General features: G+C 66.3%; 18 protein-coding genes, 4 tRNA genes and 2 pseudogenes. 8 read left to right on the forward strand and 16 right to left on the reverse strand.

Annotated features, from left to right (window positions below; genetic code table 11):
• Positions 1–73 precede the first annotated feature (73 nt).
• The 11 genes and pseudogenes from rpoB to D3874_RS16480 all read right to left on the reverse strand — a co-directional run bounded on the left by rpoB (position 74) and on the right by D3874_RS16480 (position 9,540).
• Entirely contained in the window at positions 74–4,198 is a 4,125-nt protein-coding gene (gene rpoB, locus D3874_RS16430) for a DNA-directed RNA polymerase subunit beta (protein ID WP_119779047.1), read from the reverse strand.
• Between the two features lie 162 nt (positions 4,199–4,360).
• Positions 4,361–4,735 carry a 50S ribosomal protein L7/L12 gene (gene rplL, locus D3874_RS16435; RefSeq protein WP_119779048.1) on the reverse strand — a complete coding sequence of 125 codons (375 nt, stop codon included), beginning with the start codon at positions 4,733–4,735 and terminating at the stop codon, positions 4,361–4,363.
• Between the two features lie 45 nt (positions 4,736–4,780).
• The gene (gene rplJ, locus D3874_RS16440) at positions 4,781–5,305 is read right to left on the reverse strand and encodes a 50S ribosomal protein L10 (RefSeq protein ID WP_119779049.1); all 525 of its coding nucleotides are present in this window, start codon (positions 5,303–5,305) and stop codon (positions 4,781–4,783) included.
• A gap of 366 nt (positions 5,306–5,671) precedes the next feature.
• A pseudogene (rplA, locus tag D3874_RS16445) lies at positions 5,672–6,363 on the reverse strand (50S ribosomal protein L1).
• A gap of 5 nt (positions 6,364–6,368) precedes the next feature.
• A pseudogene (gene rplK / locus D3874_RS16450) lies at positions 6,369–6,795 on the reverse strand (50S ribosomal protein L11).
• A 177-nt stretch (positions 6,796–6,972) separates the two neighbouring features.
• Complete coding sequence (nusG, locus tag D3874_RS16455; protein ID WP_119779050.1) at positions 6,973–7,503, reverse strand: transcription termination/antitermination protein NusG; 531 nt, start codon at positions 7,501–7,503, stop codon at positions 6,973–6,975.
• Between the two features lie 4 nt (positions 7,504–7,507).
• Entirely contained in the window at positions 7,508–7,705 is a 198-nt protein-coding gene (gene secE / locus D3874_RS16460) for a preprotein translocase subunit SecE (protein ID WP_119779051.1), read from the reverse strand.
• 137 nt (positions 7,706–7,842) lie between these two features.
• Positions 7,843–7,918: transfer RNA gene (locus D3874_RS16465), tRNA-Trp, on the reverse strand.
• Positions 7,919–7,955: 37 nt separating this feature from the next.
• The gene (gene tuf, locus D3874_RS16470; protein WP_119779034.1) at positions 7,956–9,146 is read right to left on the reverse strand and encodes an elongation factor Tu; all 1,191 of its coding nucleotides are present in this window, start codon (positions 9,144–9,146) and stop codon (positions 7,956–7,958) included.
• Positions 9,147–9,275: 129 nt separating this feature from the next.
• A tRNA-Gly gene (locus tag D3874_RS16475) sits at positions 9,276–9,349 on the reverse strand.
• A gap of 105 nt (positions 9,350–9,454) precedes the next feature.
• Positions 9,455–9,540 (reverse strand) — tRNA-Tyr (locus D3874_RS16480).
• 185 nt (positions 9,541–9,725) lie between these two features.
• Here D3874_RS16480 and rlmB point away from each other — a divergent pair.
• The 3 genes from rlmB (at position 9,726) to D3874_RS16495 (ending at position 11,837) form a co-directional block, all read left to right on the forward strand.
• A complete protein-coding gene (gene rlmB, locus D3874_RS16485; RefSeq protein WP_119779052.1) occupies positions 9,726–10,712 on the forward strand; it encodes a 23S rRNA (guanosine(2251)-2'-O)-methyltransferase RlmB in 987 nt (328 codons plus the stop codon).
• Between the two features lie 60 nt (positions 10,713–10,772).
• Positions 10,773–11,705, forward strand: a complete 933-nt coding sequence (locus D3874_RS16490) for an oxidoreductase (protein ID WP_119779053.1) — start codon at positions 10,773–10,775, stop codon at positions 11,703–11,705.
• Positions 11,706–11,762: 57 nt separating this feature from the next.
• A tRNA-Thr gene (locus D3874_RS16495) sits at positions 11,763–11,837 on the forward strand.
• Between the two features lie 10 nt (positions 11,838–11,847).
• On the opposite strand, the gene D3874_RS16500 is transcribed toward D3874_RS16495, so the two are convergent.
• On the reverse strand, positions 11,848–12,396 hold the full coding sequence (locus D3874_RS16500) for a DUF4142 domain-containing protein (protein ID WP_119779054.1): 549 nt from the start codon (positions 12,394–12,396) through the stop codon (positions 11,848–11,850).
• Between the two features lie 200 nt (positions 12,397–12,596).
• On the opposite strand from D3874_RS16500, the gene D3874_RS16505 reads away from it, so the two are divergent.
• The 5 genes from D3874_RS16505 to D3874_RS16525 all read left to right on the forward strand — a co-directional run bounded on the left by D3874_RS16505 (position 12,597) and on the right by D3874_RS16525 (position 16,486).
• The gene (locus D3874_RS16505; protein ID WP_119779055.1) at positions 12,597–13,007 is read left to right on the forward strand and encodes a DUF4332 domain-containing protein; all 411 of its coding nucleotides are present in this window, start codon (positions 12,597–12,599) and stop codon (positions 13,005–13,007) included.
• An 18-nt stretch (positions 13,008–13,025) separates the two neighbouring features.
• Positions 13,026–14,657, forward strand: a complete 1,632-nt coding sequence (locus D3874_RS16510; protein WP_147385694.1) for a DUF2491 family protein — start codon at positions 13,026–13,028, stop codon at positions 14,655–14,657.
• A 19-nt stretch (positions 14,658–14,676) separates the two neighbouring features.
• Positions 14,677–15,102, forward strand: a complete 426-nt coding sequence (locus D3874_RS16515; protein ID WP_119779057.1) for a DUF350 domain-containing protein — start codon at positions 14,677–14,679, stop codon at positions 15,100–15,102.
• Positions 15,103–15,141: 39 nt separating this feature from the next.
• Positions 15,142–15,912, forward strand: coding sequence for a hypothetical protein (locus D3874_RS16520; RefSeq protein WP_119779058.1), 771 nt, complete (start codon positions 15,142–15,144; stop codon positions 15,910–15,912).
• A gap of 184 nt (positions 15,913–16,096) precedes the next feature.
• A complete protein-coding gene (locus D3874_RS16525) occupies positions 16,097–16,486 on the forward strand; it encodes a helix-turn-helix domain-containing protein (RefSeq protein ID WP_119779059.1) in 390 nt (129 codons plus the stop codon).
• 617 nt (positions 16,487–17,103) lie between these two features.
• Here D3874_RS16525 and D3874_RS16530 read toward each other — a convergent pair.
• The 4 genes from D3874_RS16530 to def all read right to left on the reverse strand — a co-directional run bounded on the left by D3874_RS16530 (position 17,104) and on the right by def (position 19,827).
• Positions 17,104–17,532 carry a hypothetical protein gene (locus D3874_RS16530; protein WP_147385695.1) on the reverse strand — a complete coding sequence of 143 codons (429 nt, stop codon included), beginning with the start codon at positions 17,530–17,532 and terminating at the stop codon, positions 17,104–17,106.
• 77 nt (positions 17,533–17,609) lie between these two features.
• Entirely contained in the window at positions 17,610–18,377 is a 768-nt protein-coding gene (gene truA / locus D3874_RS16535) for a tRNA pseudouridine(38-40) synthase TruA (RefSeq protein WP_119779061.1), read from the reverse strand.
• Between the two features lie 5 nt (positions 18,378–18,382).
• The gene (fmt, locus tag D3874_RS16540) at positions 18,383–19,306 is read right to left on the reverse strand and encodes a methionyl-tRNA formyltransferase (RefSeq protein WP_119782328.1); all 924 of its coding nucleotides are present in this window, start codon (positions 19,304–19,306) and stop codon (positions 18,383–18,385) included.
• A gap of 5 nt (positions 19,307–19,311) precedes the next feature.
• Complete coding sequence (def, locus tag D3874_RS16545) at positions 19,312–19,827, reverse strand: peptide deformylase (RefSeq protein WP_119779062.1); 516 nt, start codon at positions 19,825–19,827, stop codon at positions 19,312–19,314.
• Positions 19,828–19,889: the final 62 nt, after the last annotated feature.

The following is a 19,889-nucleotide window of genomic DNA, read 5'->3' on the forward strand; positions in this document are numbered from 1 at the left end:
GCGTCCCCGCGACTGCTCTGGTTGCTCGAACTGATATTCACTATGGCTTTACCGACGGGCAGGCAGGACGGGGTTACACCCCGCCCTTGCCCCCCATGTCGACATTGAGGCCCAGCGAGCGCATTTCCATGACGAGAACGTTGAACGATTCCGGAATACCGGCCTCGAAATTGTCCTCGCCGCGCACGATCGACTCATAGACCTTGGTGCGGCCCGCCACGTCGTCCGACTTCACGGTCAGCATTTCCTGCAGCGTGTAGGCGGCGCCGTAGGCCTGCAAGGCCCAGACCTCCATTTCGCCGAAGCGCTGGCCGCCGAACTGGGCCTTGCCGCCCAGCGGCTGCTGGGTGACCAGGCTGTAGGGGCCGATCGACCGGGCGTGGATCTTGTCGTCCACCAGGTGATGCAGCTTCAGCATGTAGATGTAACCGACCGTGACCTTGCGGTCGAAGGCCTCGCCGGTACGACCGTCGACCAGGGTGACCTGGCCCGAGCGGTGCAGGCCCGCGCGCTCCAGTTCGGCCTCGATGTCGTCCTGGTGGGCGCCGTCGAACACCGGGGTGGCGATCGGCACGCCGCGGCGCAGGTTGTCGCCCATCTCCAACAACTGATCGTCCGTCAGCGGGGCGATCTTGTCCTTGTACTCGTCGGCGGAATAGACCGCCTTCAGCTTGTCGCGCAGGCCCTTGATGTCGGCGCCACGGCGGACCTTGTCGGTGATCTCGCCGATCTGCCGGCCCAGGCCGGCGCAGGCCCAGCCCAGGTGGGTCTCGAGGATCTGGCCGACGTTCATGCGGCTGGGCACGCCCAGCGGGTTCAGCACGATGTCGACCGGGGTGCCGTCCGCAAGGTAAGGCATGTCCTCGCGCGGCATGATGCGCGAGATGACACCCTTGTTGCCGTGACGGCCGGCCATCTTGTCGCCGGGCTGCAGCTTGCGCTTCACCGCGACGAAGACCTTGACCATCTTCATCACGCCGGGCTGCATCTCGTCGCCGCGCTGCAGCTTCTCGACCTTGTCCTCGAAACGCTTCTGCAAGCGGTCCTTGGCTTCGTCGAAATGCTTCTTCAGCGACTCGAGGTCCAGGTTGGTCTGCTCGTCGCCCTTGATGGCGATCTGCCACCACTGGCCCTTGGTCAGTTCGGCAAGGTTCGCGGTCTCGACGGTCGAGCCGGCGCGCATGCCCTTGGGGCCGGAGGCGACGGTCTTGTCGAGCAGCAGGGCCTTCAGGCGGCTGTAGACGTTACGCTCCAGGATCGCCAACTCGTCGTCGCGGTCCTTGGCCAGGCGTTCGATCTGCTCGCGCTCGATCGCCAGGGCACGCTCGTCCTTATCGACGCCGTGGCGGTTGAACACGCGCACCTCGACCACCGTGCCGGCAACGCCGGGCGGCAGGCGCAGTGAGGTGTCGCGCACGTCGGACGCCTTCTCGCCGAAGATGGCGCGCAGCAGCTTTTCTTCCGGCGTCATCGGGCTTTCGCCCTTCGGCGTCACCTTGCCGACCAGGATGTCGCCCGGCTTCACCTCGGCACCGATATAGACGATGCCAGCTTCGTCGAGGTTCTTGAGGCCCTCTTCGCCGATATTGGGGATATCGCGGGTGATTTCCTCAGGCCCCAGTTTGGTGTCGCGGGCCATCACTTCGAATTCTTCGATGTGGATCGAGGTGAACACGTCGTCCGAGACGATGCGCTCCGAGATCAGGATCGAGTCTTCGAAGTTGTAACCGTTCCAGGGCATGAACGCGACGAGCACGTTGCGGCCCAGGGCCAGTTCGCCCAATTCGGTCGAGGGACCGTCGGCGATGATGTCGCCCTTGTTCACCAGGTCGCCCACCTTCACCAGCGGGCGCTGGGTGATGCAGGTGTTCTGGTTGGAACGCTGGAACTTCAGCAGGCGGTGGATGTCGACGCCCGAGGCCGCCGGATCATTCTCCTCGGTGGCGCGGACGACGATGCGCGTGCCGTCGATCTGGTCGACGACGCCGCTGCGCTTGGCGATGATGGCAACACCCGAATCCCGGGCCACCACCTCTTCCATGCCGGTGCCGACCAGCGGCGCTTCCGCCTTGATCAGCGGCACCGCCTGGCGCTGCATGTTCGAGCCCATCAGCGCGCGGTTGGCGTCGTCGTTCTCCAGGAACGGGATCAAGGCCGCGGCGACCGAGACGAGCTGCTTCGGCGACACGTCCATCATGTTGATCTGGGACGGGATGGTCATGACGAACTCGCCCGCCTCGCGGCACGACACCAGGTCGGCCATGAAGCGGCCTTCGCCGTCCAGCTCCGCGTTCGCCTGGGCGATCGTGTACTTGCCTTCCTCCATGGCCGACAGATAGACGACTTCGCTGGTCACGCGACTGTCGAGCACCTTGCGGTAGGGGGTCTCGATGAAACCGTACTGGTTCACCCGGGCATAGGTCGCCAGCGAGTTGATCAGGCCGATGTTCGGGCCCTCCGGGGTCTCGATCGGGCAGATGCGGCCGTAGTGGGTCGGATGCACGTCGCGCACCTCGAAGCCGGCACGCTCACGGGTCAGACCGCCAGGCCCAAGCGCCGAGAGACGACGCTTGTGCGTGATCTCGGACAGCGGATTGGTCTGGTCCATGAACTGGCTGAGCTGCGAGGAACCGAAGAACTCGCGCACCGCCGCCGCCGCGGGCTTGGCATTGATCAGGTCGTGCGGCATCACGGTCTCGATCTCGACCGAGGACATGCGCTCGCGGATCGCTCGCTCCATGCGCAGCAGGCCGATGCGATACTGGTTTTCCATCAGCTCGCCGACCGAGCGGACGCGACGGTTGCCCAGGTGATCGATGTCGTCGATCTCGCCGCGGCCGTCTTTCAGCTCGACCAGGGTCTTGATCACCGCCAGGATGTCTTCCTTGCGCAGGGTGCGCTGGGTATCCGGGGTCTCGAGATTCAGGCGCGAGTTCATCTTCACCCGGCCCACGGCCGAGAGGTCGTAACGCTCGCTATCGAACAGCAGGCCCTGGAACAGCGCCGAGGCGGTGTCGAGGGTCGGCGGCTCGCCGGGACGCATGACGCGGTAGATCTCGATCAGCGCCTGTTCATAGGACTGATTCTTGTCCGCCATCATGGTGTTGCGGATATAGGGGCCGACCGTGACATGGTCGATATCCAGGGTCGCGAATTCCTGGACGCCCGACTCTTCCATCACCTTGATCAAGGCTTCGGTCAGTTCCTCGCCGGCCTCGATCAGGATCTCGCCCGTGGTCTCGTTGATCATGTCGTTGCCGGCATAGCGGCCGACCAGATCCGACGAGGCGACGAACAGTTCCTCGACGCCTTCTTCCTTCAGCTTCTTGGCCATGCGCGGGGTGACCTTGGTCCCCGCCGGCACCACGACCTTGCCGGTCTTGGCGTCGATCAGGTCGGTCAACGGCTTGATGCCGCGGATGCGCTCGGGCTCGAAGGCGGTGCGCCACTGGCCCTGGGCCTTGCCGTCCTTGCCGGAGCCCTGGCGGCGATAGGCCACGACACGGTAGAAGTGATGCAGGATCTCTTCCGCGGTCATGCCCAGGGCGAACATCAGCGAGGACACCGGCAGCTTGCGCCGGCGGTCGATGCGGACGTGGACGATATCCTTGGCGTCGAACTCGAAATCGAGCCACGAGCCGCGATAGGGAATGACCCGGGCGGCGAACAGGTACTTGCCGCTGGCGTGGGTCTTGCCGCGGTCGTGATCGAAGAACACGCCGGGCGACCGGTGCATCTGGCTGACGATCACGCGCTCGGTCCCGTTCACCACGAAGGTGCCGTTGGCGGTCATCAGGGGCATGTCGCCCATGTAGACGTCCTGTTCCTTGATATCGAGAACGGACTTGGCGCCCGTATCTTCATCGGTCTCAAAGACGATCAGACGCAGCGTCACCTTCAAGGGCGCCGCGAAGGTCATGCCGCGCTGCTGGCATTCCTCGACGTCGTATTTCGGGTGTTCGAATTCGTATTTCACGAACTCGAGATGAGCGTTCTCGGAGAAGTCCTTGATCGGGAAGACCGACTTGAACACGCCCTGGATACCAGTATCGGTTCGCTTCTCGGCCGGCACGTCCATCTGCAGGAACTGGTCGTAGCTCGACTTTTGAACTTCGATCAGATTCGGCATGGTCGAGACTTCAGGGATGCGCCCGAAGCTCTTGCGGACCCGCTTGCGGCCAGTGAAGGAAATCGCCATGGGGAGCCTCTCGACAACTCTCGTCTGCGCTACCTTGATAAAGATGCGGAACGGCGCGCAGCCGGATGTTCCGTCATCGCCCTCCGGGCCGGCCCTTCGCCGCCGAAGGGAGACCGGGGGCGGGCGAACCCGCCCCCGATAACCGACAGATCGATCGTTAAATTACTTAACGACGACCTTGGCGCCAGCCGACTCGATCTGAGCCTTGATCTTGGCAGCTTCGTCCTTGGAGACGCCGCCCTTGACTTCCTTGGGGGCAGCCTCGACCAGATCCTTGGCTTCCTTGAGGCCCAGGCCGGTGACGGCGCGGACTTCCTTGATCACATTGATCTTCTTGTCCCCGGCTTCCTGCAGGATGACGGAGAATTCGGTCTGCTCTTCGACCGGGGCAGCGGCAGCGGCCGGACCGGCAGCGGCAACGGCCACCGGGGCGGCGGCGGAAACGCCCCACTTCTCTTCGAGCAGCTTGGAGAGTTCGGCCGCTTCGATAACGGTCAGGGCCGAGAGTTCATCAACGATACGGGCAAGATCAGCCATTGTAGTGTGTCCTTAGTCTTTCCTGGATTGGGTTGAGTAGGTGGCTCACGCCGCCTGCGCCTCGTCCTTGGTCGCATAAGCCGAAAGCACCCGGGCCAACTGACCGCCCGGTGCCTGAAGCACCGATGCGATCCGCGACGCCGGGGTCTGGATCATGCCAAGGAGCCTGCCACGCAGTTCGTCGAGGGACGGCAGGGTCGCCAGGGCTTTGACACCCTCGACGTCCAATGTCGTCCCGCCCATCACGCCGCCCTTCAGAACGAACTTGTCGTTCTTCTTGGCGTATTCGACCGCGACTTTCGCCGCGGCGACCGGATCATCCGAATAGGCGATCGCGGTCGGACCCTTGAGCAGGTCCCCGATGGCTTCGAACTTCGTGCCATGGAGCGCAAGCTTGGTGAGCCGGTTCTTGGAAACCTTGAAGCCGGCACCGGCAGCGCGCATCTGGCGACGGAGATCGGTGATCTCCGAGACCTTCAACCCGCTGTAGTGCCCCACGACCACCAGAGAGGTCTTGTCGAAGACCTCCGAGAGGGTCGTGACCAGCTCCTTCTTTGCGGCTCTGTCCACCTTGTTACTCCCGAGTTAGCCGAACATGCACCATGCGTGCCCGGCCGTTTTTGCCCAAGATCGCGGCTAGCGGCCGCGACCCGTGACACCTGTCCCAGGAAAGACCCGATCTTGGACACGAGGCGCTAAAACCCGTGCTGCTGCCCGGATACGTCCGGGCCCGAAATCGAGCTGTCTCCCGTCTATGCTGGCGGTTTTTAAGTTCCCCCTGTTCGCATGCGACAGGGAGAACACCAGCAGTCTCGGACAGGGTGGCGATCCGGTCTCCCGGACCACCCTTCCCGGCCGTTGCCGACCGGGAAACCCTGAAAGTCCCCCGATCAGGTGACCGGGAGACCTTCAAACTCACAAATCGTCAGATGGTCGTCAGCCGACGACCGTCCCGACTTCGACCTTCACGCCCGGGCCCATGGTCGAGCTGAGCGCGACCTTCTTGAGGTAGGTGCCCTTGGCGCCCGTCGGCTTGGCCCGATTGACCGCCTCGACGAAGGCCTTGATGTTCTGTTCCAGCGCCTCGGGCGAGAAGCTCGCCTTGCCGACACCGGCCTGCAGCACACCGGCCTTCTCGACGCGGAACTCAACCTGGCCGCCCTTGGCCGCCTTGACGGCGCCGACGACATCGGCGGTCACGGTGCCCAGCTTGGGGTTCGGCATCAGGCCGCGCGGGCCCAGCACCTTACCCAGCTTGCCGACCACGACCATCATGTCGGGGTGGCGATGCAGCGGTCGAACTCGATCTGGCCGGCCTGGACCTTCTCGGCCAGGTCGTCGGCGCCGACGATGTCGGCACCGGCCTTCTTGGCCGCCTCGGCCTTGTCGCCCTTGGCGAACACGGCCACGCGCACGGTCTTGCCCGTGCCGTTGGGCAGCAGGACGACGCCGCGGACCATCTGGTCGGCGTGACGCGGATCGACGCCCAGATTCATCGCGACCTCGATGGTCTCGTCGAACTTGGCGGTGGCGCGCTCGCGAACCATCTTCACGGCATCGGTCAGCGGATAGGACTTGGCAGGATCGATGCCCTCGTGGGCCTTGCGCAGACGCTTTGCGACAGCCATCGGGGTTACTCCTTCACCTGCAGGCCCATCGACAGGGCGGAACCGGCGAGCTGGCGCGCCACGGCTTCGACGTCGTTGGAATTGGAATCCTTGATCTTGATCGCGGCGATCTCCAGGAGCTGCGCCTTGGTGATCGCACCGACCGTGCCGCGGCCCGGAGTCGTCGAGCCCTTGTTCACGCCCGCCGCCTTCTTGATGAAGTAGGTGGCCGGGGGTCTTGGTCACGAAGGTGAACGACTTGTCCGAGAACACCGTGATCACGACCGGGATCGGCATGCCCTTTTCCAGGCTCTGGGTCTGGGCGTTGAATTCCTTGCAGAAGCCCATGATGTTGACGCCGCGCTGACCCAGCGCCGGCCCGATCGGCGGCGACGGGTTGGCGGAGCCTGCCGGCACCTGCAATTTGATATAACCGTCAATCTTCTTTGCCATAACGCATCCCTCTCCTGGCCAGCCTCACACCGAGACCGACCGGTTGAACCGGGAGGTTGTGGGTACGGCCCCCGGTGGACTGTCCGGGTTGGCCTCCCTCACCGGCCGATGCACCGTGCGTCCCCGCACCGTTATCGACCCCTCGCCACCCGGCGGCACGCCGCCGGGCCATCCACCTCAGACCTTTTCGACCTGGGCGAACTCCAATTCGACCGGGGTTGCCCGGCCGAAAATCGAAACCGCGACCTTCAAGCGCGAACGCTCGTTGTCGACATCCTCCACCACGCCGTTGAACGAGGTGAAGGGGCCGTCCGCCACCCGCACCTGTTCGCCGATCTCGAAACTGATCGTCGACTTGGGCCGCTCGATGCCTTCCTGCACCTGGTGCAGGATGCGCTGGGCTTCCGTCTCGGTAATCGGCGTCGGCTTGCCGGCCGGCCCGAGGAAACCCGTCACCTTCGCGGTGTTCTTGATCAGGTGATAGCCCTGATCGCTCATCTCCATCTTCACCAGAACATAGCCGGGGAAGAACTTCCGCTCGGCATTGATCTTCTGGCCCCGGCGCACTTCGACCACTTCCTCGGTCGGCACCAGAACCTCGGTGATCTGCTCGGTCATGCCCTTCTGTTCGGCCTGTTCGCGGATCGCGCCTGCGACCTTCTTCTCAAAGCCGGAATAGGCATGAACAATGTACCAACGCGCTGCCATCGACTTACGCTCCCAGGCCGAGGGCAAATTCGACCAGCTTCGACAGGCCGATATCGGCCACCAGGAAGAACAGCGATGCCACCACCACCATGATGAACACCATCACGGTCGTAACGCCGGTCTCCCGCCGCGAAGGCCAGGTCACCTTGGAAACTTCCTGGCGCACCTGCCGCGCGAACTCGATCGGACTCGGCTTGCTCATGCGCTCACTCATCCTTAGGCGGGGCCGGCGGTATACACCTTTCCCCTCAACGAGTCCAGGGCCGGGACGCAGTCACCCGCGTCCGGCCCTTAACCCAGTTCACTTTTCCCGCCCGGCCAGCTTCGCCATCATGAAGTTGGCAGGAGTGGAGGGGCTCGAACCCCCAGCCCCCGGTTTTGGAGACCGGTGCTCTACCAATTGAGCTACACTCCTCCGGCCCGGGCAGGGCTAACTCAGTATGCCGTCGGCCTCACTTCACGATGGACGCGACGACGCCGGCGCCGACGGTACGGCCGCCCTCGCGGATCGCGAAACGCAGGCCTTCGTCCATGGCGATCGGCGCGATCAGCTCGACTTCCATGGCGACGTTGTCGCCCGGCATGACCATCTCGACACCCTCGGGCAGGGTCACGACGCCGGTCACGTCCGTGGTCCGGAAGTAGAACTGCGGACGATAGTTGGTGAAGAACGGCGTATGACGGCCGCCCTCTTCCTTCGTCAGGATATAGGCCTCGGCCTTAAACTTGGTGTGCGGCGTGATCGAGCCCGGCTTGGCCAGGACCTGGCCGCGCTCGACGTCGTCACGGCCGACACCGCGCAGCAGCGCACCGACGTTGTCGCCCGCCTCGCCCTGGTCCAGCAGCTTGCGGAACATCTCGACGCCGGTCACCGTCGTCTTCTTGGTGTCCTTCAGGCCGACGATCTCGACTTCCTCGCCCACCTTCACGATGCCGCGCTCGATACGCCCGGTCACCACGGTGCCGCGGCCCGAGATCGAGAACACGTCTTCGATCGGCATCAGGAACGGACGGTCCTTGGGGCGCTCGGGCTGCGGGATGTAGGCATCGACCGCCGCCATCAGCTCGATGATCGCGTCATGACCCAGCTTCTTGTCCGAGTCGTTGAGCGCACACAGGGCCGAGCCCTTCACCACCGGGATGTCGTCGCCGGGGAACTGGTAGGACGAGAGCAGTTCGCGCACTTCCAGCTCGACCAGTTCCAGCAGTTCCGGATCGTCGACCATGTCGCACTTGTTCAGGAACACCACCAGCGAGGGCACGCCGACCTGGCGCGCCAGCAGGATGTGCTCGCGCGTCTGCGGCATTGGGCCGTCGGCCGCCGACACCACCAGGATCGCGCCGTCCATCTGCGCCGCGCCCGTGATCATGTTCTTCACATAGTCGGCGTGGCCGGGGCAGTCGACGTGGGCATAGTGCCGGTTCTTGGTCTCGTACTCGACGTGCGCCGTCGAGATCGTGATGCCACGAGCCCGCTCTTCCGGCGCCTTGTCGATCTGGTCATACGCCGTGAACGTCGCACCACCAGACTCCGCCAGGACCTTGGTGATCGCCGCCGTCAGCGACGTCTTGCCATGGTCGACGTGTCCGATCGTCCCGATGTTGCAGTGCGGCTTCGTCCGCTTGAAACTTTCCTTGGCCATTTCCGCAGTCCGTCTAAACCATCGACTTGTGAAGAAGGGCTACGGCACCGCGCCGCAACCCGGGAAACTTTATTCACCACACCGCCCCGCCGTTTCCGGCCGACCCGTTGCCGTTCCCGGCCGGGAGCTTGGAGCGGGTGATGGGAATCGAACCCACACAACCAGCTTGGAAGGCTGGGGCTCTACCATTGAGCTACACCCGCGCACCAGGCTTACAGTTCCAACCCATCCGCCGTCGTCCCCGGTATGCCCTGGCCCGCCGGGCCTCAGGCTCGCCGCCCACCCGCCCGCTGGCCCGAAGGCCCGTGTGGTGGAGGGGGTTGGATTCGAACCAACGTAGACATTCGTCGGCAGATTTACAGTCTGCTGCCATTGACCGCTCGGCCACCCCTCCACTCAGGGTGTGACGCACAGGAAGACCTGCCCGCCAGAGCGCCGCACTATGGTCATTTGCGTTGCCGTGTCAATCGGGAAACCACGGTGCCGGAAAACCTCCGCACGGCCTGGGATATGAACAACAGAAAGACAGCGTCGCCCGCTGATTGCGCCGACCAGGAGAGCCGGACTATAAGACACGGCATGGACAGACGCAAACACGGCGGCCGCGGCGGCAAACCGCCGCCGCCCCCGGACGGCAACAAGCAGCGCCGCGGCGGCAAGCCGGCGACGCCCCAGGCCCCGGCCGGCGCCAAGCCGGCGGCGACCAGGCCCCTGACCGGCGCCAAGCCGGCAGGCCCCCGGACGCTAGCCGGCGCCAAGCCGGCGCCGGTCAAGACGGCTTCCGTCAATGCCGCGCCCCAGGGCCCGGGCACGCGACCGCGCCCTGCCCCGCGCGAATCGGGCCTGTGGCTCTATGGCCACCATCCGGTCCTGGCGGCGCTGGAAAACCCCGACAGACGCTGCCTGCGCCTGATGATCACCGCCCAGGATGCCGATGCCCTGGGCCCGCGGTTGACCCGTGCCCTGGCCGCCCGCGGCCTGGAATACGAATCGGTCTCGCGCGAGATGATCGAGCGGGTCCTGCCACCCGCCTCGGTGCACCAGGGCGTCGCCCTGAAGATCGAGCCGCTCGAGGAACTGGCCCTGGACGAGGCCTGCGCCCGCGACATCGACGAACGCGCCATCGTGGTCGTGCTGGATCAGGTGACCGATCCCCACAATGTTGGCGCCATCATGCGCTCGGCCGCGGCTTTCGGGGCCAAGGCGGTGGTCGTCACCGACCGCCATGCCCCCGGCGCCACCGCGGTGATGGCCAAGGCCGCCTCGGGCGCCCTGGACGTCATTCCCCTGGTCCGGGTGGTCAACCTGGCCCGCGCCCTGGACGAGCTGGGCGAACTCGGCTACTGGCGCGTGGCGCTGGATGCCGACACGGCGCAGACCCTGGCCGATACCGATACCACGGGCTCGGTCGCCCTGGTCCTGGGGGCCGAGGGGGTGGGCCTGCGCCGCCTGACCAAGGAGCGCTGCGATGCGATCGCCAAGCTGCCGATCGGCGGCGGCATCGAATCGCTGAATGTCTCGAATGCGGCGGCTGTTGCGCTGTACGAACTGGTGCGCGGGCGCTGAAATAGGCGAGCTGGCGACGCTTCAACGAGCGCCGGCCGTACAGGGGTTGCGGGGGAAATCATGGCGCAGTGGAGCATCGACAGCGTGCCGGATCAAACCGGCCGCGTGGCCGTCGTCACCGGTGCCAACAGCGGGCTGGGACTGGAAACCGCCCTGGGCCTCGCCCAGCGGGGCGCCCAGGTGATCCTCGCCTGCCGCGACCAGGCCAAGACCGAGGCCGCGATCGCCCGGATCCGCGGCCGCCACCCGGCGGCGCGGGTGGAGTTCATGGCCCTGGACCTGGCCGATCTCGCCTCCGTCGCCGGCTTCGCCGGCCAGGTCATGGGCCGGCTCGAGCGCCTGGACCTCTTGATCAACAATGCGGGCGTCATGGCCCTGCCCCTGCGCCGCACCAAGGACGGCTTCGAAATGCAGGTCGGCACCAACCACCTGGGCCATTTCGCCCTGACCGGCCGGTTGCTCCCCCTGGTCCAGAAGACCGGCGGCAGCCGCATCGTGACGGTGGCCAGCCTGGCCCACCGCCGCGGCCGCATCGACCTCGACGACCTCAACTGGGAACGCCGGCCCTATAGCAAGTGGGACGCCTACGGCCAGGCCAAGCTGGCCAATCTGGTGTTCGCCCTCGAACTGCACCGACGCCTCGCCGCGTCGGGGTCGAAGACCATCAGCACCGCCGCCCACCCGGGCTTTGCCGCGACCAACCTGCTGACCGCCGGCCCGATCATGGAGAAATCCGCGATCGCCAAGGCCGTCATGTCCCTCAGCGGCGCCCTGCTCGCCCAGTCGTCGGCCAAGGGCGCGATCCCGACCCTGCACGCCGCCATGACGCCCGGCATCGCCGGCGGCAGCTACTGGGGCCCCGACGGCCCCTTCGAGATGTGGGGCGGCGCCCCGGCCCCCGCGGTGGCGCTGAAAAAAGCCCAGAGCGAGAAGACCGGCGCCGGCCTGTGGGCCCTGTCGGAAAAGCTCACCGGCGTCAGCTATTTGAGCTGAACAGCGCTCGCGCTTTGCCCTTCCGTTCCGTGCGGCCTGCCATTATGTAGGGGCCGTGCCCTTGTAGCTCAGCGGTAGAGCAGCGGTTTTGTAAACCGAAGGTCGCGGGTTCAATCCCTGCCGGGGGCACCATCACCCATCGCTACCCCCTGCCCGACAGGGTCTTCGCCGCCTCCAGGTGCGAGGCAGCCATGGCGGCGGCACCCCTGGCCACCGTCTTGATCTGCGAATCGTCGCCGCCGTCGACATAGGCCTGATGCAGTTTCAGCGCCCTGTGTTGGGCGGCCACCTGGCCTTCGATGTAGAGGCGGTCGAAATCGGCCTCGCCAGCACGTTCCAGCGCCGCAAGACCGGCCTGATGCTCGGCATCGAGTTGGGCCGGCAGGCTGATCGTCGGCTCGAGCCCGATCAACTCGCCCTGCAGTCTTGCCGCGGCGTCCTGGTGCGCCCGTGCCACCTCGACGGCGAAGGCCTGGACATCGGCGCGCTTGCTGCGCTGCAAGGCAAGTTTCGCGGCAGCGATCTCGAACAAGTCGATCTGCCCCGCGGACTGGATGTAGCTGACCGTCGCGGCCGAGGTCACCAGAGGCAGCATCGCGCCCGTCGGATCCTCCACTGTTCTGGCCTGGGACGGCGCGCCTGCCAAGGCAAGCACGGCGGCACCGACGACGGCGATCATTCTCTTCGTCATGGCTGGCTCCTTGCTTCACGAGCCCCACTTGAAGGAAAGATGTGGCAGCCGCGAGTGTTCCAGCCCGCGGGCAAAACTTGACGATCGTCCTTTTTTCTTCGTTGCCATGCCGTCGCGAGACTGTAACCTCGCTCGGGCATGTTCGTTGTTCCGGTGCTTGGCGTTTCCGTATTGATTGCAATCAAGGGGAGAGTGGGCCTATGTCGTCCTACGCAATCGAAAAAATCGAAGGCATCGGACCGGTTTTCCGGGACAAGCTGAAGGCCATCGGCATCGATACCACCGCCGAACTCCTGAACGCCAGCCTGACCCCCGCCGCCCGCGAAGCCACTGCCGAAAAGGCCGGCTTGACCACCCACCAGATCCTGGAATGGGCCAATCGCGCCGACCTGATGCGGATCAAGGGCATCGGCGAGGAATATGGCGACCTGCTGGAATTCGCCGGCGTTGACACGGTGAAGGAACTGAAGAACCGGGTCGCCGCCAACCTGCACAAGAAGCTGGAAGAGGTGAACGCCGCCAAATCGCTGGTGCGCCGCCTGCCCACGCCGGCCGACGTCGCGGACTGGATCGAGCAAGCCAAGGGCCTGCCGGCGACGCTGACCTATTGACGGTCGCGCGCCCGCGCCATGACCAAAACTGACCGGCATGCCGGTCTGCGATTGAGGCGGCGCCTGGGCGCCGCCTTGATGGCGGCCCTGATCGGGCTGGGCTCGGGCCCGGTCGCGCCGGCGCTTGTCCGCACCGCGGTGGTCGCGGCGGCCTTCACCGTGGCCGCGCCGGATCAGGCCGAAGCCCGCCGCAGCGGCTCGTCAGGCGGGTACAGCCGGCCCGGCGGCAGCAGCGGGTCGACCCGCACCCCTTCCTTCGGCGACAGCAGCTCGTCCTCCAGCGGCGGCTATGCCAGGCCCGGCAGCGGCAGTGCCGGCTCGTCGGGCTATGACAGCGGCTATTCAGGATCGGGCTCCGATCGCAGCGCCTCGCGCGGGCAATCGCGCAGCGCGCTGGACGATTTCCTCACGCCCGAAACCCGCACCCCTTCGGCCGGCAGCAGCGGCAGCGGCTCGGGCGGCAGCGGCTCGGGCGGCAGCGGTTCGACGACGCGGCGGCCGCGCAGCGACGATGCCGACCCCTACGGTTACTACGGCGATCGCGGCTATCGCCCGCCCGACTATGCCTCGCGCGGCCGCTCCAGCTTCGGCGTCTTCGATGCCGTGCTGTTGTGGTACCTGCTCGATACGATCAGCGATCGCAGCCATGCCGACTTCTTCCGCGACAATCGCGACGACCCCGGTTACCGCGAATGGCGGGCGGAGGCCGACGCCCAGGCGCAAAGCGATCCTGAATTGAAGGCTAAGCTCGCCGCGCTGGACCGGCAACTGGCGGCCGGCGGCGGCGATCCGGCCCGCGCCGGCCAGGTGCCGGCCGACGTGCCCGACCAGGTCGCCCGGGCCCGCGGCCTGGGCGAAGGCCCGGGCATGGGCACGATTCTGATCGTGGTCCTGATCGGCGGCTTCGTCCTGTTCATGATGTGGAAGATGTCACGCCCCCGCAAACCCCCGGGCGGTCAGCCGCCCCGCACCCAAGGCGGCGACGGCACCATGCTGGGCACCGCCGCCGCGATCCTGCGCAACAAGGCTTCGGGCGCCAAATACCAGCCCGACCTGTTCCGCGTCGGCATGCCCCTGACCCTGGACCCCGCCCCCTTTATCCTGGCCGAAGGCATGACCAAGGTGACCGCCCCCAAGGCGGGGATGGACAATGGCCGGATCGGCGTCGATGCCATCGGCACCGTGACCGACGGCGCCGGCACCTATCACCGGCTCTACCTCGAAGACGAGGGCGCCTTCTTCCAACTGGTCCTGGACGCCCAGGGCAACCCGTCGGAATGCCGTTATTTCAAGCGCCTCGACGAGATTCAGCCGGCCGACAAGGACGAATGGGGCTTCTGGCTCGACAAGACCGACGGCATGATCGGCTGGCCGGAATTCGAGACCAAGGACGGGCAGCGCTATGCCCGCGCCTGGTCGCCCGGATCGTCCAAAGTGCCGCCGCGCGACGTGACGGAGGCGATCGAGAACCTGGAGGGCACGATAGAGCGCAAGCTGCACATGATGCTCTATGCCCGCAAGACCGGCCGCGCGGATCCCGCGCCGGCGGTGGAATACCTGCTGGTCACCGCGGTCGACGCCAAGGGCGAGGCCTGGGTCGAACTGCACGCCGGCATCGACATCAACCCCAGCGCCCTCTCGTTGAGCTGACGCAGGACAGAGGCACCCCATGGAGGCGACCTTGGATCACATTCTCGACGTGCTGGGCGGCGCGCTGCCGACACTGCTGACGCAATTCGGCATCACGGTCATCCTGCTGGCCATCGGTGTCTTTCTTTATCAGCTCCTGACCCCGTTCCATGAACGGTCGCTGGTGGCCCAGGGCAACAGCGCAGCCGGCATCGTCCTGGCGGGGGCGGTCCTGGCCCTGGCGATCCCGCTGGCCTCGACCCTCGCCACCTCGACGGCGCTGATCGACATCGTCCTGTGGGGCGTCGTCGCCCTGGTGCTGCAATTGGTGACGCTGCTCGTGGTGGCCCTGGTGCTACGCGGCTTCAAGGAACAGATCGAACGCGGCAACGACGCCGCCGCACTGACTCTGGCCGCCACTCAGGTCGCGGTGGCCCTGCTCAACGCCGGCGCCATGGCCGGTTGACGCCTAAGTTCCACCCCTCACAACCCCAAGGGAGAGCCCATGTTCACCTTCATCAAGAATCTGATCGGCGTGAAGACCGACCAGGCCGTGCAATCGGGGCTCGAAGCCCTGGTCCGCTGGGATCCCAAGGCTGCGACCGAGGCCGAGCTGCGCACCATGGAGCAGCACCTCGACACCCTGGGGACCGAGGTCGCCAAGGCCCGCGCCTCGTTCCAGAAGGAGAAGAAAGAGTCGGACGCCATCAAGGCCCTGAGCGAGCAGCGCCTGGCCGCGGCCGAGACGCTGCAGATCCAGGCGACCGAAGCCAATGACCCCGAGCGCAAGGCGAGCCTGGAGAAGAGCCTGAACCAGCTCTTGAAGATGCTGGAAGACATGGCCCCGGACATCGACCGCGAAGCCAAGGATGCCGAGGACGCACAGTCCTTCCTGGCCCAGTTGGAAGAAGCCTACAGCGGTGCTGGTGCCAAGCTGAAGGATGCCCGCAGCGAGCTCGAACGCGCCCAGCGCACCATGGCGCGCGCCGAGCAGCAGCGGGACATGGCCGAGCGCCAGGCCGACGCGGCCAAGCGTGCGGCCGGCCTGGCCGGCGCCACCTCGAGCCTGAACGTCGCCCTGAAGGCCATGCAGGACGCGGCCGAGAAGGACCTGGTCGCAGCCGAGGCCGCCAATGCCAAGGCCAGCCTGCTGAAGCCGACCAAGCCCGAACAGGACGATCCCAACATCGCCGCGGCGCTGGCCAGCGCCTCCGGCCCCAAGCCGACCACGGTGACCGACCGCCTCGCCGCAATTCGCGCCAAAATCGGGAAATAAGGTTAACATCGGCAAACAGGGTTAATATTGGCGGCTCGGGGGAGAGCACCCCCGAACCGCCGACATTGGTCAACCCCCCTGATCGGATGGGGATTACACCGGAGGCAAAGGCGGAGAGGTTAAGGGTCGCAGAGCTGGCTTAATTCAGGGGGCGACGACGGTGGAATTTTCGCAAGACCCACAAATGGAAAAACTGATCCAGGGGATCGGGCGGTGGCTCCGCGGCCTGCGGGCGATGCAGGGTCTTTCAATCGACACGCTTGCGGCGCGCTCGGCGCTTTCCGTGGCCCGTATCGAGGATATCGAACAGGGCCATGGCGCGGTCATCGATATCGCCGAAATGAACGCCCTGCTCAAGGTGATCGAACCCGGCATCATGGCGCGGATGGTGGAATTTGCCCTGACGGTGGGGGCCGCCTCGGAAAGCGCCGGCGAGGCCAGCGAACTCTCCCACCTCGCCAGCCGCATCGTCGGCGCCTTCGGCGGTGTCCCGTCACCGGCCACGCGCAATGCCGTGGCCGAGTTGATGGAAGCCGTGGCCGGCTATGGCGGCCGCCGCCGGCTGCACGCCTAGGCAACCGGGCCGCTCGGATCGGCCCGGTCGCCCGGCGGTCAGTTGCCGCCCAGCAGCACGTCCAGGATCAAGCCGGTCGCGACCGACGCGATGACGATGTCGCGGTCGACGACGTAATAGCCATAGCCCCGCGGCAGCGGATCGAAGTCGCGCACCAGGATCGGCGGCGCCTCGTAGTAGTAGCCCCGCGGCAGGTAGCCGCCGCGGACAAGCTGACGATAGTGACCCGGGGCATCGGGCGATAATAGGACGGATAGCGGGTATACCAGCCGCGCATCCGATCACGGTCCCGACTGGCAAAGCGCGCACCGTCGTTGAAGCCGCGATCGTAGCCCCGGCCATAGGCGTAGGGGTCACGGCGCGGCGCCGGACGGATGACCACCACCCGATCGTCATCGCCACGATGGTGGCGATATTCGCGGTCGGAATAGTAATATCGGTGCTTGTCGTGACCGCGGCCACGCCCGTGGTCGCTGTCGGCAAGGGCCGCGCCGGCAGGCGCGATCAGCGCCGCGGCGAGAGCCATCAGAATTAGCGGTTTGCGGATACTCATTTTTGCCACCCTGGCAGAGTTGATGCACAAGGAATGCAGCAGCGCGATCCGGGTTCCGTATTCGTTAACGAACGACGTCGCGGATGATGTCGACGATGATTCCGGTGGCGATTTCAACCAGCAGGACATCGGGGCCGATGATCATCCGGTCGAAACCGGACGGCAGCGGCGACAATTGCCCGGCCAGGCCCGGCGGCAGCGCCTTCTTGGCAATCCCCGGCGGCAGGCGGCCTTTGGTGACCAGTTGCTTGCGGATGCCCGGCGGCAGGCCGTCGAGGTAGCCGCTGTTGCGCAGGAAATAGTTGGAGATCAACTGCCGGTCGGAGGCGCCGAACAAGGCCGCCGCGACGGCGCCGCCCACGGCCTCTCCGACACTGTCGGTGGTATCGGCGTTGCCGTGGCCTTGACCCGGATTCTTCGGCTTGCCCACCACCTGCGCCGGGGCCACCAGCGTGAAAGCCAACAACGCCGCAACGACGATGCGACTATTCATTGAGCGTCCTCCCGCGATTCGATCTGTCAGCAGAATGCAGGCCGATGATCGCGGTTCCGGCTCGGCGCGTCAGCCGATTATTTCTCAGGCTGTGTTGCGGCCGTGCCGTAGTCGACCCGGGTCAGGACCAGGCCCTCGGCCGGGGCGGTCGGCCCACCGGCGGCACGGGTCCTGGCCGCCAGCGCCGCCGCGACATCGGCCGGCGTCCATTTGCCCTCGCCCACCAGCTTCAGCGTGCCGACCATGATCCGTACCTGGTGGTGCAGGAACGAGCGCGAACTGGCCTCGACGTGAATTTCCTCGCCCACCCGGGCCAGCACCAGCCGGTCCAGCGTCTTCATCGGCGACTTGGCCTGGCATTCGGTGGCCCGGAAGCTGGAAAAATCATGATGCCCGACCAGCACCTTGGCGCCCTCATTCATCGCCTCGACATCCAGCCGCCGGCTGACATGCCAGACCCGGCCGGTGGTGTAGGCGGGCGGCGGGCGGCGGTCGAGAATACGGTAGAGGTAATGTCGGCCGGTGGCATCGAAGCGGGAATGGAAGTCGGGCGCCGCCAGCGCCGCCTCGACGATGGCCACAGGGGCCGGCTTCAGGTGGAAGTTCAGGGCATTGGCCAGCGTTCCCGGCTCGATCTCGCGCTCGAGGTCGAAATGGGCGACCTGGCCGGTGGCGTGGACGCCGGCATCGGTGCGCCCGGCCGCCATCAACGTCACCGGCATGCCATTGTTCAGGTGGGCGGCCGCTGCCTCGATCGCCCCCTGCACGGTGGGGACATCGTCCTGCCGCTGCCAGCCGGAAAAGGCCCCGCCGTCGTATTCGACGGTAATGCGGTAGCGCGGCACCGGCCCTAGCCCAGGACGGTGCCGACCGGCACCCTGAAGCCGCGCAGAAGGTCGGCGGCGGTCATCGGCGCCTTGCCCGGGCGCTGGATCTTGACCAGGCGCACGGCGCCGCGCCCGCAGGCGATGGTCAGGCGCTCGTCCAGGACCATGCCCGGCGTTGCCTTGTGGACTTCGTCATGGAGCGGCACGACACACAGGATCTTGCAGCGTTCGCCCAGGATCTGCGCATAGGCGCCGGGCGCCGGCAGCAGGGCGCGAACCTGGCAATCGATGGCATCGGCCGAGACCGAGAAATCGATGCGCGCGTCTTCCTTGGCGATCTTGCGGGCGTAGGTCACGCCTTCGACATCCTGCGGGCGGGGCCGCGCCCGGCCCGCCGCGATCAGGGCCAGGGCATCGACCATCAGGGGCGCGCCCAAAGCGCCGAGCTTGTCGTGCAGGCTGCCGGCGGTGTCCGTGGGCGTGATGTCGATGCGTTGTTCCAGCACGATCGGCCCCTCGTCCAGGCCTTCGGACATGGCCATGACGGCCACACCGGTCTCGTCATCGCCGGACCAGATCGCCCGCTGGATCGGGGCGGCCCCGCGCCAGCGCGGCAGGATCGAGGCATGCAGGTTGAAACAGCCCAGGCGCGGCGCCCACAGCACGGCCGCCGGCAGGATCAGGCCGTAGGCCACCACCACCGCGGCATCGAGCTCGAGATCGGCAAAGGCCGCCTGTTCAGCGGGGTCGCGCAGGCTCTTGGGCGCGCGCACCGCGATGCCGGCGGCCTCGGCCACAAGGTGGACGGGCGACGGGGTCAGCTTCTGGCCCCGGCCGGCCGGGCGGGGCGGCTGGCTGTAGACCGCGGCGACCTCGTGGCCGGCGGCGATCAAGGCATTGAGGGTGGGCACCGCAAAGTCGGGCGTGCCCATGAAGGCGAGGCGCAGGCGGGTCAAACCTTGGCGAACTTCTTCGCCTTGGCCACCTTGCGCAGGATCATGCTGCGCTTGGCAAAGGACAGATGGTCGACGAACAGCACACCTTCGAGATGGTCCATCTCGTGCTGGATGCAGGTGGCCAGCAGCCCCTCCATCTCTTCCTCGTGAACCTCGCCCTTGGCGTCCTGGAAGCGGACGCGGACCTTGGCCGGCCGCTCGATCTCGGCATATTGCTCGGGCACCGACAAGCAGCCCTCCTCGTAGACCGAGCGTTCCTCGCCCGACCAGACGATCTCCGGGTTGATGAAGACGCGCGGCCCCTTGGGTTCGTCCTCGCGGGCGATGTCCATGACCAGCAGGCGCTTGGCCACCCCGACCTGGATCGCGGCCAGGCCGATGCCCGGCGCCTCGTACATGGTCTCGAACATGTCGGCGATCAGGCGCGCGAGGGTGTCGTCGAAGACCTCGACCTTGGTCGACTTCTGTTTCAGGCGCGGATCGGGCGCGACAAGGATGGGACGGATGGCCATCTCCGGTAGGTATGACGAGCCATGGGGCGCGTCAAGCGATGCCCGCGCAATCCTCGCCCGCG

Origin of the sequence: Oleomonas cavernae (genome assembly GCF_003590945.1) — a bacterium.
GTDB classification, from domain to species: Bacteria; Pseudomonadota; Alphaproteobacteria; order Zavarziniales; family Zavarziniaceae; genus Zavarzinia; species Zavarzinia cavernae.